The 12,224-nt window shown below is 63.9% G+C and carries 11 protein-coding genes; 8 read left to right on the forward strand and 3 right to left on the reverse strand.

The window, feature by feature from the left end; all coding sequences use genetic code 11:
- The first annotated feature begins 79 nt into the window (after positions 1–79).
- The 4 genes from A6723_RS09305 (at position 80) to A6723_RS09320 (ending at position 4,866) form a co-directional block, all read left to right on the forward strand.
- Positions 80–1,351: a YeaH/YhbH family protein gene (locus A6723_RS09305; protein WP_054908024.1), complete on the forward strand. Its 1,272-nt coding sequence runs from the start codon at positions 80–82 to the stop codon at positions 1,349–1,351.
- Positions 1,348–2,901: a SpoVR family protein gene (locus A6723_RS09310; protein WP_024763609.1), complete on the forward strand. Its 1,554-nt coding sequence runs from the start codon at positions 1,348–1,350 to the stop codon at positions 2,899–2,901. The genes A6723_RS09305 and A6723_RS09310 overlap by 4 nt, the downstream gene beginning before the upstream one ends.
- Positions 2,902–2,959: 58 nt before the next feature.
- A complete protein-coding gene (locus A6723_RS09315; protein WP_054908039.1) occupies positions 2,960–3,469 on the forward strand; it encodes a DUF4136 domain-containing protein in 510 nt (169 codons plus the stop codon).
- Between the two features lie 167 nt (positions 3,470–3,636).
- Entirely contained in the window at positions 3,637–4,866 is a 1,230-nt protein-coding gene (locus tag A6723_RS09320; protein ID WP_054908023.1) for a multifunctional CCA addition/repair protein, read from the forward strand.
- Positions 4,867–4,975: 109 nt separating this feature from the next.
- On the opposite strand, the gene folK is transcribed toward A6723_RS09320, so the two are convergent.
- Together folK and folB are read right to left on the reverse strand one after the other, a co-directional pair.
- Positions 4,976–5,512, reverse strand: a complete 537-nt coding sequence (gene folK, locus A6723_RS09325; protein WP_054908022.1) for a 2-amino-4-hydroxy-6-hydroxymethyldihydropteridine diphosphokinase — start codon at positions 5,510–5,512, stop codon at positions 4,976–4,978.
- Positions 5,503–5,856 carry a dihydroneopterin aldolase gene (gene folB / locus A6723_RS09330; RefSeq protein WP_054908038.1) on the reverse strand — a complete coding sequence of 118 codons (354 nt, stop codon included), beginning with the start codon at positions 5,854–5,856 and terminating at the stop codon, positions 5,503–5,505. The genes folK and folB overlap by 10 nt, the downstream gene beginning before the upstream one ends.
- An 80-nt stretch (positions 5,857–5,936) precedes the next feature.
- On the opposite strand from folB, the gene plsY reads away from it, so the two are divergent.
- A complete protein-coding gene (gene plsY / locus A6723_RS09335; RefSeq protein ID WP_054908021.1) occupies positions 5,937–6,506 on the forward strand; it encodes a glycerol-3-phosphate 1-O-acyltransferase PlsY in 570 nt (189 codons plus the stop codon).
- A 94-nt stretch (positions 6,507–6,600) separates the two neighbouring features.
- Here plsY and tsaD read toward each other — a convergent pair whose 3' ends face one another.
- Entirely contained in the window at positions 6,601–7,626 is a 1,026-nt protein-coding gene (tsaD, locus tag A6723_RS09340) for a tRNA (adenosine(37)-N6)-threonylcarbamoyltransferase complex transferase subunit TsaD (protein ID WP_054908020.1), read from the reverse strand.
- 200 nt (positions 7,627–7,826) lie between these two features.
- Between tsaD and rpsU the strand changes: the two genes are divergently transcribed.
- From rpsU to rpoD, 3 genes are all read left to right on the forward strand, one after another.
- Positions 7,827–8,042 carry a 30S ribosomal protein S21 gene (gene rpsU, locus A6723_RS09345; RefSeq protein ID WP_003085057.1) on the forward strand — a complete coding sequence of 72 codons (216 nt, stop codon included), beginning with the start codon at positions 7,827–7,829 and terminating at the stop codon, positions 8,040–8,042.
- A 200-nt stretch (positions 8,043–8,242) separates the two neighbouring features.
- Positions 8,243–10,267: a DNA primase gene (dnaG, locus tag A6723_RS09350; protein ID WP_054908019.1), complete on the forward strand. Its 2,025-nt coding sequence runs from the start codon at positions 8,243–8,245 to the stop codon at positions 10,265–10,267.
- A gap of 78 nt (positions 10,268–10,345) precedes the next feature.
- Positions 10,346–12,199, forward strand: coding sequence for an RNA polymerase sigma factor RpoD (gene rpoD, locus A6723_RS09355; protein ID WP_054908018.1), 1,854 nt, complete (start codon positions 10,346–10,348; stop codon positions 12,197–12,199).
- The last annotated feature ends 25 nt before the right edge of the window (positions 12,200–12,224 follow it).

Here is a 12,224-nt window from a genome sequence, read left to right on the forward strand (position 1 = left end):
CCCGCCGCGCCGGTCGCCGTCGCATTCGGACCTGTCCGAGGCGGTCGTTCCGCTTCGCAGCAGGCCCTGAGGAGCATTCATGAGCTACGTCATCGACCGGCGTCTGAACGGCAAGAACAAGAGCACGGTGAACCGCCAGCGCTTCCTGCGGCGTTACCGCGAACACATCAAGAAGGCCGTCGAAGAGGCCGTCAGCCGCCGCTCCATTACCGACATGGAACATGGCGAGCAGATCAGCATTCCCGGCCGCGATATCGACGAACCGGTCCTCCACCACGGCCGCGGCGGCAAGCAGACCGTCGTTCACCCCGGCAACAAGGAATTTACCACCGGCGAGCACATTCCCCGTCCCCAGGGCGGCGGCGGTGGCCGCGGCGCCGGCAAGGCCAGCAACCAGGGTGAGGGGATGGACGAATTCGTCTTCCAGATCACCCAGGAAGAGTTCCTCGACTTCATGTTCGAGGACCTCGAACTGCCCAACCTGATCAAGCGGCATCTCACCGGCAGCGATACCTTCAAGACCGTGCGCGCCGGCATCAGCAACGAGGGCAACCCCTCGCGCATCAATATTGTCCGCACGCTGCGCTCGGCCCACGCCCGGCGCATCGCCCTCTCCGGCTCCACCCGCGGCAAGCTGCGCGCCGCGGTGGCGGAGCTGGATCGCCTCAAGCGCGAAGAGCCGGACAACCTCGGCGACATCCAGGAGCTGGAGCAGAAGATTGCCGGCATGCGCGCACGCATCGACAAGGTGCCGTTCCTGGATACCTTCGACCTCAAGTACAACCTCCTGGTGAAGCAGCCCAACCCAACCTCCAAGGCCGTGATGTTCTGCCTGATGGACGTTTCCGGCTCCATGACCCAGGCCACCAAGGACATCGCCAAGCGCTTCTTCATCCTGCTCTACCTGTTCCTCAAGCGGAACTACGAGAAGATCGAAGTGGTGTTCATCCGCCACCACACCAGCGCCCGCGAGGTAGACGAGGAAGAATTCTTCTATTCCCGCGAGACTGGCGGCACCATCGTTTCCAGCGCGCTCAAGCTGATGCAGGAAGTCATGGCCGAGCGCTATCCCACCAACGAATGGAACATCTACGCCGCCCAGGCCTCGGACGGCGACAACTGGAACGACGACTCGCCGGTCTGCCGCGACATCCTGATGAAGCAGATCATGCCGTTCGTCCAGTACTACACCTACGTCGAGATCACCCCGCGCGAGCACCAGGCGCTGTGGTTCGAGTACGAGAAGATCCGCGACACCTTCGAGGACAGCTTCGCCCAGCAGCAGATCGTCTCCGCTTCGGACATCTACCCGGTGTTCCGCGAGCTGTTCCAGAGGAGGCTCGTCGCATGAGCAAGCGCCAGCCGATCGCCACCGGCTCGGAGTGGACCTTCGAGCTGATCCAGCAGTACGACCGCGAGATCAGTCGTCTCGCCGAGCGTTATGCGCTGGACACCTACCCCAACCAGATCGAGGTGATCACCGCCGAGCAGATGATGGATGCCTACGCCTCTGTCGGGATGCCCATCGGTTACAACCACTGGTCCTACGGCAAGCACTTCCTCAGCACGGAAAAGAACTACAAGCGCGGTCAGATGGGCCTGGCCTACGAGATCGTGATCAACTCCGACCCGTGCATCGCCTACCTGATGGAGGAGAACACCCAGTGCATGCAGGCGCTGGTGATCGCCCACGCCTGCTACGGGCACAACAGCTTCTTCAAGGGCAACTACCTGTTCCGCACCTGGACCGATGCCACCTCGATCATCGACTACCTGGTGTTCGCCAAGTCCTACATCAACAAGTGCGAGGAGCGTTACGGTATCGACGCAGTGGAAGACCTGCTGGACTCCTGCCACGCCCTGATGAACTACGGCGTGGACCGATACAAGCGGCCCTACCCGATCTCCGCTGAGGAAGAGAAGCAGCGCCAGAAGGAGCGCGAGGAGCAGATCCAGCGCCAGGTCAACGACCTCTGGCGGACCATCCCCAAGGCCACCGGCAAGGACAAGGAGCAGGGGCTGGCCCGCTACCCCAGCGAGCCGCAGGAAAACATCCTCTACTTCATCGAGAAGAACGCCCCGCTGCTGGAGCCCTGGCAGCGCGAAATCGTGCGCATCGTGCGCAAGGTGGCGCAGTATTTCTACCCGCAGCGCCAGACCCAGGTGATGAACGAGGGCTGGGCGACGTTCTGGCACTACACCCTGATCAACGACCTCTACGATGAAGGCCTGGTCAGCGACGGCTTCATGATGGAGTTCCTCCAGTACCACACCAGCGTGGTCTACCAGCCGGGCTTCGACAGCCCCTACTACAGCGGCATCAACCCCTACGCGCTGGGCTTCGCCATGTACCGCGACATCCGCCGCATCTGCGAACACCCCACCGAGGAAGACAAGCGCTGGTTCCCGGACATCGCCGGCAGCGACTGGCTGGCCACCATCAAGTTCGCCATGAAGAGCTTCAAGGACGAGAGCTTCGTCCTGCAGTTCCTCTCGCCCAAGGTCATTCGCGAGTTCAAGCTGTTCAGCATCCTCGACGACGACCAGAAGGACGACATGCTGGTCGACGCCATTCACGACGATGACGGCTATCGCAAGATCCGCGAAACCCTGGCTGCGCAGTACAACCTCGGCAATCGTGAACCGAACATCCAGATCTGGGATGTCGACCGCCGCGGTGACCGCTCGCTGACCCTGCGCCACCAGCAGCACGACCGCAAACCGCTGGGCGAATCCACCGACGACGTGCTCAAGCACCTGCACCGTCTTTGGGGCTTCGATATCCACCTGGAAACCCTGCAGGGCGAGAACATCGTCAACACCTTCCACATGCCCCCAAAGGGTGAACGCGACAGCGAGGAGGGTTACCCCCGGCTCGACCTGATCATCCCACCCATTTGATCGGTTGACCGGAGCAGCAGGCGTGACAAGCATGGCGGCAACCCCGCTGGAGACCGCCATGCGCCTGTTCGCCATTCTCCTGCTCTGCCTCGCTGTCGCGACCTGCAGCAACCCCGTCCCCCACGCTCAGGTCGCACATCCTGCCGATGCACGCCTGGCCGGGCTGCGCGACTTCCAGCTGATGCCACCGGAAAACGCCGTCGACGCCCTGCCCTACCGCAGTCGTTATCCGCTGATCAACGCACAGGTGCGCCAGGGCCTGATCGAGCGCGGCTACCGCGAGAGCGCGGGCCCGCAGATCCGCGTCTACTACTGGCTGGCGCTGCAGGATGCGCCGCTGGAATTCAAGATCGATACCCCGCCGCCCAATCCGTTGGGCCCCTATCTCGCCATCCATCGCCTGCGCGACGAAACCGGCACCCTGCGACTGCGCCTGACCGATGCGCAGGAGCAGACCCTGTGGGAAGGCACCGTCAGCACCGGCCTCAGTCCCGCCCACGCCAGCGCAACACTCCTGCAGGACGCCATCGGCGCCCTCGTCCAACAGATTCCTGCCGCCACGCCCTAGGTGCGCGTCGCCCCCTTTCGCGAGCAAGCTCGCTCCTACTAGAGCCGGGGCGTGCGCAACCTGTCGGAGCGAGCTTGCTGGCGAACCGCCTCAATCCCCAGAAGCCACCGAGCTTGCCCCACCCGCCGCAAACCCCGAAGCTATCCCCCAGAACAGGAGACAGCTTCATGCAGATCTACAAGGTGGGCGGCGCCGTGCGCGACCGCCTGCTCGGCATCCCCTTCAGCGACACCGACTGGGTAGTGGTCGGCGCCAGCGCCGACGAGATGCTCGCCCAGGGCTATCGGCCGGTGGGCGCCGACTTCCCGGTGTTCCTCCACCCGAAAACCGGCGAGGAATACGCCCTCGCCCGCACCGAACGAAAAAGCGGGCGCGGTTACGGTGGTTTCACCTTCTACGCCAGCCCCGACGTCACCCTGGAAGAGGACCTGATCCGCCGCGACCTGACCATCAACGCCATGGCCGAAGATGATCACGGCAACGTCATCGATCCGTACCACGGCCAGGGAGACCTCACAGCCCGCCTGCTTCGCCACGTTTCCCCGGCCTTCGCCGAAGACCCGCTGCGCGTGCTGCGCGTCGCCCGCTTTGCCGCGCGCTACGCCCCCCTGGGTTTCAGCGTGGCGCCGGAAACCCTGGCACTGATGCGTGAACTGTCAGAATCCGGCGAACTGGAAGCACTGACGGCCGAACGCAGCTGGAAGGAAATCTCCCGTGCCCTGATGGAGCCGCGCCCGGACGTGTTCATCCAGGTCCTGCGCGACTGCGGCGCCCTCGCCGTGTTGATGCCGGAAGTGGACGCCCTGTTCGGCGTGCCACAACCGCCACAGCACCACCCGGAAGTGGATACCGGCGAACACGTGCTGGCCGTATTGCGCGAGTGTGCCCAATACGTCCAGCCGCTGAGCGTGCGCTGGGCCTGCCTGGTCCACGACGTGGGCAAGGGCGAGACTCGCGAGGAAGACTGGCCCAAACACCACGCCCACGAACACCTGGGCCTGCCGCTGATCGACGCGCTCAATGCGCGCTTCAAGGTGCCACGGGACTGCCAGGAGCTGGCGCGACTGGTCGGCGAGTACCACACCCACTGCCACCGGGCGCTGGAGCTGCGGCAGAACACCGTTCTGGAATTGCTGCAGTCCTTCGATGTGTATCGCCGCCCGCAACGCTTCGAGGAATTCCTAGCCGCCAGCGAAATGGACGCCCGCGGCCGCCATGGGCTGGAAGATCGCGACTACCCGCAGGCGGAATACTTGCGCGGCGCAGCGCAAGCCGCACGCGCGGTCGCAGTGCAGCCGCTGCTGGAGAAGGGATACAAGGGGGCGGAGCTGGGCGAAGCGCTCAAGCGTGAGCGTCTGAAAGCTCTGAAGGCCTACAAGGAAAACCACGTCACCTGAAACGGCGGATTGCTCTTTCTTGTAGGAGCGAGCTTGCTCGCGAACCCGCCCAGCGCTCGTGTCACCGGATACATCGTTCGCGAGCAAGCTCGCTCCTACAGAAAAGCCATTACGGCGCCGGGTGCATGCCGGTCAGCGCCGCCGGCGTCAGCTCAGCACCCCGCCACTGGAAGGGCACCGGCCAGAGCTTTTGGGCGATCTGCGCGTCCGACCAGAGCTCAGCGAACGAACGCCGAACTCCCGGATGCTTCACCTCAGGAGCCAGCAGCGCCAATGGCCAGAGCACGAAAGCGTTCTTCAGCACTTCTGCACGCGGCAGCGTCAGGCCATCGAACTCGCCATGCAGGTCGCCGTACAGCAACACGTCGATATCCAGCGGCAGGCCCTTGCGTTCCGGCGCATAGCGGCCGTTGTCCGCCTCGATGTGCTTGAGCCGCAGGCTCAACTCCGCCAGCGGCAGGTCGGTGCGCGCCACAATCACGAAGTTGTAGAAGGGGCCGCTGCGGATACCCACCGGCTCGCTCTCGAACACCGGCGAACAGCGGATATCCTCGAGGAACTCGTCCAGTGCCTCCAGCCCCGCGAGCAGGTGCTGCTCCCGGTCGAAGTTGCTGCCCAGCCCGAGGTAGACCGTCGTCAGCGGCATCCGCGTTCGATCTCCACACCCACGCCGATGGCGGCCGCAACGGCGCCGGGCTTGGTGACCTTCAGGCGCAGCCACTGGACACCGAACTCGGCCATCAGCAGCTCGGCGAGGCGCTCGGCAAAGGTCTCCACCAGTTGGAAGTGCGCGTCACGGGCGAAGGCCATGACCCGCTCGGAGAGCACGGCGTAGTCCAGGGCCTTGGCGATATCGTCGTCGGCCGCCGCCGGGCGGTTGTCCCAGCCCAGCGTCAGGTCCAGGCGCAGGCACTGCCGGATACCCCGTTCCCAGTCGTAGACGCCGATCACGGTGTCCACTTCCAGCCCCTCGATGAAAACTCTGTCCACTGACTGCATGCTCCAAGGCGACACGACAAGCGGCCGGCGCCCCGTTAGAATCGGAAACGACCTCGTCTCCGGTGGAAACCATGTTCTGGTTCTTGGCGATCCTCGCCTACCTGCTCGGATCACTGTCCTTCGCGGTACTCCTCAGTCGCCTGTTCGGCACTGCCGACCCGCGCGCCAGCGGCTCGGGCAACCCCGGCGCCACCAACATGCTGCGCCTGGCCGGCAAGAAGATCGCCATCCTCACCCTGCTCGGCGATCTCGCCAAGGGGCTGCTGCCCGTACTCATCGCCCGCCTGCTCGGCCTGTCCGACGTAGAGCAGGCCTGGGTAGGCCTGGCAGCGGTAGTCGGCCATCTCTACCCGCTGTACTTCAACTTCCGCGGCGGCAAGGGCGTCGCCACCGCCGCCGGCATGCTGCTGGCGCTTTACCCGCCGGCCGCGCTGCTCGCAGCAGTCGCCTGGCTGGTGACTTTCAAGCTGTCGCGTACCAGCTCGCTCGCTTCCCTGGTCGCCACGCCGCTGACGCTACCGCTGCTGGCCTGGCAGGAGCCGTCGGCGCTACTACCGATGACCGTGCTCACCGGCCTGATCGTCTGGCGTCACCGCAGTAACCTGCGCGATCTCATCGCCGGACGCGAGCGCCACTTCTAGAGCCGCGAGCTTCCCGACCCGCGTACCACGCTGCAAGCGAAAAAACGGCCCATGCCGTTCAGAGCATGCGCCGCGTCGTTTGCAGCTTCATTATTCAGATCGCTGGCAGCGACTCCATTGGCCAACGCGCATGGACGCCGATCGACGGGCCGTCCTGCTGCCCCGCCACCAGGCGCTGGCAGCCAGCATAGGCGATCATCGCGCCGTTATCGGTGCAGAAGCGCGGGCGGGCGTAGAACACCTGGCCCTTCATTTCGCCGAGCATCTTTTCGAGATGCTGACGCAAGGCCTGGTTGGCGCTGACGCCGCCGGCAATCACCAGGCTCTTGAGGTGAGTCTGCTTGAGCGCGCGCTTGCACTTGATGGTCAGCGTCTCGACCACGGCAGTCTGGAACGCCAGGGCGATATCGCTGCGGGTCTGCTCGCTGTCGTCACCTTCGGCCACGCAGCGCTGCCAGGTGTTCAGGGCGAAAGTCTTGAGGCCGCTGAAGCTGAAGTCCAGCCCCGGACGATCGGTCATCGGCCGCGGGAAGACGAAGCGACCCGCGGTGCCGCGCTCGGCCAGACGGGCGATCTCCGGGCCACCGGGATAGGCCAGGCCGAGCAGCTTGGCAGTCTTGTCGAAGGCCTCACCGGCAGCGTCGTCCACCGACTCGCCGAGTACCTGGTAACGGCCAATGCCATCCACTCGAACCAGTTGGGTGTGGCCGCCAGACACCAGCAAGGCGACGAACGGAAACTTCGGCGGCTGCTCCTCCAGCATGGGAGCCAGCAGATGGCCTTCCATATGGTGCACGCCGACGGCCGGTATGCCCCAGGCGAACGCCATGGCCTGGGCGCAGGACGCGCCTACCAGCAGCGCGCCCACCAGGCCGGGGCCGGCGGTGTAGGCGATGGCATCGATGTCTTCGGCGTTGCAGCCGGACTCGTCCAGTACCTGGCGAATCAGCGGCAGCATGCGCTTGACGTGATCACGGGACGCCAGCTCGGGAACCACGCCGCCGTATACGCGATGCAGGTCGATCTGGCTGAACAGCGCGTCGGCCAGCAGGCCTTTTTCGCTGTCGTACAGGGCGACGCCGGTCTCGTCGCAGGAGGTTTCCAACCCCAGCACTAGCATGGGTTTGAGCCTTTACTCTGGGCAAAATTGAAGCCGCGCATCATAATCGTCGGCTGGGCTTCGGACCAGTGCTTTTCGATCGGAGGCTTTGCATTCCTCCTTCCGAACGTTTAATATCCGCAACCCTTGAAAACCGCCGACTCCGAACAACCGTCAGGAGCGCGATAAATCCTCCGGTAATCATTGAAGGTACGACCTGGATGCCCGCCGTCAAAGTTAAAGAGAACGAACCCTTCGACGTAGCTCTGCGTCGTTTCAAGCGCTCCTGCGAAAAAGCAGGCGTACTGGCCGAAGTCCGTAGCCGTGAGTTCTACGAAAAGCCGACCGCCGAGCGTAAGCGCAAGGCCGCTGCCGCTGTTAAGCGTCACGCCAAGAAAGTGCAGCGCGAACAGCGCCGCCGCGAGCGCCTGTACTGAGTTACAGCGCTTCGTCGCACGCTTTCCGCATCGCCCGGCCCACTCGCCGGGCGAGTGCCTGAAACAAGGCACCCGACTCCGATTCGCATTCGCGGACTTCGGAGTTTTTGCTTTTCAAGCCCCATGCTTAGTCTCAAGCCCCGCTCGCGGCTTCATCGCCCCGCGCTATGCTTGGGTCCACCCTGCGTCCCGATGAGTCTATGGCCGGCCTGATTCCACAATCCTTCATCGATGACCTGCTCAACCGCACCGATATTCTCGATGTGGTGAGTTCGCGCATCCAGCTGAAGAAGACCGGCAAGAACTACAGCGCCTGCTGCCCGTTCCACAAGGAGAAGACACCCTCCTTCACCGTCAGCCCGGACAAGCAGTTCTACTACTGCTTCGGCTGCGGCGCCGGCGGCAACGCGCTCGGCTTCATCATGGACCACGACCAGCTGGACTTCGTCCAGGCGGTCGAGGACCTGGCCAAGCGCGCCGGGATGGACATCCCCCGCGAGGAAGGCCGGCGCGGCAACAAGCCTCGTCAACCGGTCGACTCGCCGCTGTACCCGCTGCTGGCCGGCGCCGCCGAGTTCTACCGCCAGGCACTCAAGAGCCACCCGGCCCGCAAGGCCGCCGTGGAATACCTCAAGGGTCGCGGCCTGACCGGCGAAATCGCCCGCGACTTCGGCCTGGGCTTCGCCCCGCCGGGCTGGGACAACCTGCTGAAGAACCTGGGCGGCGACAACCTGCAACTCAAGGCCATGCTCGACGCCGGCCTGCTGGTGGAAAACCCCGACAGCGGCAAGCGCTACGACCGCTTCCGCGACCGGGTGATCTTCCCCATCCGCGACAGCCGCGGCCGGGTGATCGCCTTCGGCGGCCGCGTATTGGGCGACGACAAGCCGAAATACCTGAACTCGCCGGAAACCCCGGTCTTCCATAAAGGACAAGAGCTCTACGGCCTGTTCGAGGCACGGAAGAACAACCGGGATCTCGACGAGATCATGGTGGTCGAAGGCTACATGGACGTCATCGCACTGGCGCAGCAGGGCATCCGCAACGCGGTCGCCACCCTGGGCACGGCCACCAGCGAAGAACACATCAAGCGGCTGTTCCGCATTGTGCCGAACATCCTCTTCTGCTTCGACGGCGACCAGGCCGGCCGCAATGCCGCCTGGCGCGCACTGGAGTCAGCGCTGAGCAACCTGCAGGACGGGCGCAAGGTGCGCTTCCTGTTCCTGCCCGAAGGCGAAGACCCGGACAGCCTGGTGCGCGCCGAAGGCCCGGATGCCTTCCGCGCCCGCCTCGCCCACCAGGCACAGCCGCTGGCGGACTACTTCTTCCAGCAACTGACCGAGGAAGCCGACCCCAGCACGCTGGAGGGCAAGGCGCACCTGGCAACCCTGGCCGGACCGCTGCTGGAGAAGATCCCCGGCAACACGCTGCGCCTGCTGATGCGCCAGCGCCTGGGAGAGATCACCGGCCTGTCCGCCGAAGCGCTCAGCCAGATCAGCGCGCCGCGCTCGGGCCTCACCGGCCAGGCAAAACCGAATCACACCCCTGCAACGGCGCAGGCACCTGGCCCGGAGCAGCACGCCCACGAGTACGCCGACTACGACATGGGCCAGTTCGCCGGCCACGGCGACAGTCATTACCAGGATGCTTCGAGTTACTTCGAAGCGCCGATGGAGTTTTCCGCCGGCAGCGGCGGAGCCAAGCAGGGCAAGAAGTCCTGGAAGGGCGATCGCAAATGGGACGGCAAAGGCAGAAAAGGCGACTTCACACCACGCCAGCCGCGCACCGAGATCAGCGTCGAATCACCGACCCTGACCGCGCTGCGCACCCTGCTGCACCATCCCCAGCTGGCGCAGAGCGTCGAGGATGCGAGCCATTTCTCCAACGAGGGACAGACCTATTCGCAACTGCTCGCCGCACTGGTCGAAGCGTTGCAGAAGAATCCGAAACAGAGCTCGATGCACCTCATCGCGCGCTGGCACGGAACGCCCCAAGGGCGCCTGCTACAGGTGCTGGCGGGGAAAGAATGGCTGATCGACGACGGCAATCTTGAAAAGCAGTTCGTCGACACCATTACTACACTTGCACACAACCAGCTGCACAGCAGCCGTGAAGCCCGCTTGCACAGCGTGCTGCGAAAGAACCCCAGTGAACTGACCGACGAAGAGAAAGCGTTACTGCGGGAGCACTACAGCACCCCCTCTTCAACAGGCAGCCAGAGCTGAACTGGCGCCTGAAGCCTCGAATCTGGTATAATCCTCGGCTTATTTCAGCCCGCCAAGACCTTCAGTGGATAGGGTGTTATGTCCGGAAAAGCGCAACAGCAATCTCGTCTCAAAGAGTTGATCACCCGTGGTCGTGAGCAGGGTTACCTGACTTACGCGGAGGTCAACGACCACCTGCCGGAGGATATCTCTGATCCGGAACAGGTAGAAGACATCATCCGCATGATCAACGACATGGGGATCAACGTATTCGAGACAGCCCCGGATGCGGATGCCCTGTTGCTGGCGGAAACCGATACCGATGAAGCTGCCGCCGAAGAAGCTGCTGCCGCCCTTGCCGCGGTAGAGAGCGACGTTGGCCGTACGACCGACCCGGTGCGCATGTACATGCGTGAAATGGGTACCGTGGAACTGCTGACCCGCGAAGGCGAGATCGAAATCGCCAAACGCATCGAGGAAGGCATCCGCGAGGTCATGAGCGCCATCGCCCAGTTCCCGGGCGCGGTGGACGGCATTCTCGAAGAGTACAACCGCATCGTTGCCGAAGGCGGCCGCCTGTCGGACGTTCTCAGCGGCTACATCGACCCGGATGACGGCACCCTGCCGGCCGAGGAAGTCGAGCCGGTCGGCCTGAAGGACGACGCCGAAGCCAAGGATAAGGACAAGGACGAAGAGGACGAAGAGTCCGACGGCGACAGCGAGGAAGAAGAAGGCGATGGCGGTCCGGATCCGGAAGAAGCCGCTCGTCGTTTCGGCGCCGTCTCCGAGCAGCTGGAAAAGGCCAAGAAGGCCCTGAAGAAACACGGTCGCGGCAGCAAGCAGGCCACCGAAGAACTGGTCGCCCTGGCCGAGCTGTTCATGCCGATCAAGCTGGTGCCCAAGCAGTTCGACGTGCTGGTCGCCAAGGTCCGCGATGCGCTGGACAGCGTGCGCCGCCAGGAACGCGCCATCATGCAGCTGTGCGTGCGTGATGCCCGCATGCCGCGTGCCGACTTCCTGCGCCAGTTCCCCGGCCACGAAACCGACACCGCCTGGGTCGACTCCGTACTCAAGGGCAAGCCCAAGTACGCCGAGGCCATCGAGCGCCTGCGTGACGACATCCTGCGCAACCAGCAGAAGCTGGTCGACCTGGAAACCAGCTCGCAGCTGACCGTTGCCGAGATCAAGGACGTCAACCGCTCCATGTCCATCGGCGAGGCGAAAGCCCGTCGTGCGAAGAAGGAGATGGTCGAGGCGAACCTGCGTCTGGTGATTTCCATCGCCAAGAAGTACACCAACCGCGGCCTGCAGTTCCTCGACCTGATCCAGGAAGGCAACATCGGCCTGATGAAGGCGGTGGACAAGTTCGAATACCGTCGCGGCTACAAGTTCTCGACCTATGCCACCTGGTGGATCCGCCAAGCGATCACCCGTTCGATCGCCGACCAGGCCCGCACCATCCGTATTCCGGTGCACATGATCGAGACGATCAACAAGCTCAACCGTATCTCCCGCCAGATGCTGCAGGAGATGGGTCGCGAACCGACCCCGGAAGAGCTGGGCGAACGCATGGACATGCCGGAAGACAAGATCCGCAAGGTCCTGAAGATCGCCAAGGAACCGATCTCCATGGAAACGCCGATCGGTGACGACGAAGATTCGCACCTGGGCGACTTCATCGAGGACTCCACCATGCAGTCGCCGATCGAAGTGGCGACCAGCGAGAGCCTCAAGGAAGCCACCCGCGAAGTCCTCGCCGGCCTCACCGCTCGCGAAGCCAAGGTCCTGCGCATGCGCTTCGGCATCGACATGAATACCGACCACACCCTCGAGGAAGTCGGCAAGCAGTTCGATGTAACCCGTGAGCGTATCCGCCAGATCGAAGCCAAGGCGCTGCGCAAGCTGCGCCACCCGTCGCGAAGCGAGCATCTGCGCTCCTTCCTCGACGAGTGATGAACAAACCCCCGGCCCAAAACCG

Origin of the sequence: Pseudomonas sp. AU11447, assembly GCF_001672555.2 — a bacterium.
GTDB classification, from domain to species: Bacteria; Pseudomonadota; Gammaproteobacteria; order Pseudomonadales; family Pseudomonadaceae; genus Pseudomonas; species Pseudomonas nitroreducens.

What these genes read in the sequence shown, in the direction of transcription:
- A6723_RS09320 (WP_054908023.1), top strand. Translation starts at nt 3,637, where the DNA reads ATGCAGATCTACAAGGTGGGCGGCGCCGTGCGCGACCGCCTGCTCGGC.
- folK (WP_054908022.1), bottom strand. Translation starts at nt 5,512, where the DNA reads ATGCCGCTGACGACGGTCTACCTCGGGCTGGGCAGCAACTTCGACCGG.
- rpoD (WP_054908018.1), top strand. Translation starts at nt 10,346, where the DNA reads ATGTCCGGAAAAGCGCAACAGCAATCTCGTCTCAAAGAGTTGATCACC.
- A6723_RS09310 (WP_024763609.1), top strand. Translation starts at nt 1,348, where the DNA reads ATGAGCAAGCGCCAGCCGATCGCCACCGGCTCGGAGTGGACCTTCGAG.
- tsaD (WP_054908020.1), bottom strand. Translation starts at nt 7,626, where the DNA reads ATGCTAGTGCTGGGGTTGGAAACCTCCTGCGACGAGACCGGCGTCGCC.
- dnaG (WP_054908019.1), top strand. Translation starts at nt 8,243, where the DNA reads ATGGCCGGCCTGATTCCACAATCCTTCATCGATGACCTGCTCAACCGC.
- plsY (WP_054908021.1), top strand. Translation starts at nt 5,937, where the DNA reads ATGTTCTGGTTCTTGGCGATCCTCGCCTACCTGCTCGGATCACTGTCC.
- A6723_RS09315 (WP_054908039.1), top strand. Translation starts at nt 2,960, where the DNA reads ATGCGCCTGTTCGCCATTCTCCTGCTCTGCCTCGCTGTCGCGACCTGC.
- A6723_RS09305 (WP_054908024.1), top strand. Translation starts at nt 80, where the DNA reads ATGAGCTACGTCATCGACCGGCGTCTGAACGGCAAGAACAAGAGCACG.
- rpsU (WP_003085057.1), top strand. Translation starts at nt 7,827, where the DNA reads ATGCCCGCCGTCAAAGTTAAAGAGAACGAACCCTTCGACGTAGCTCTG.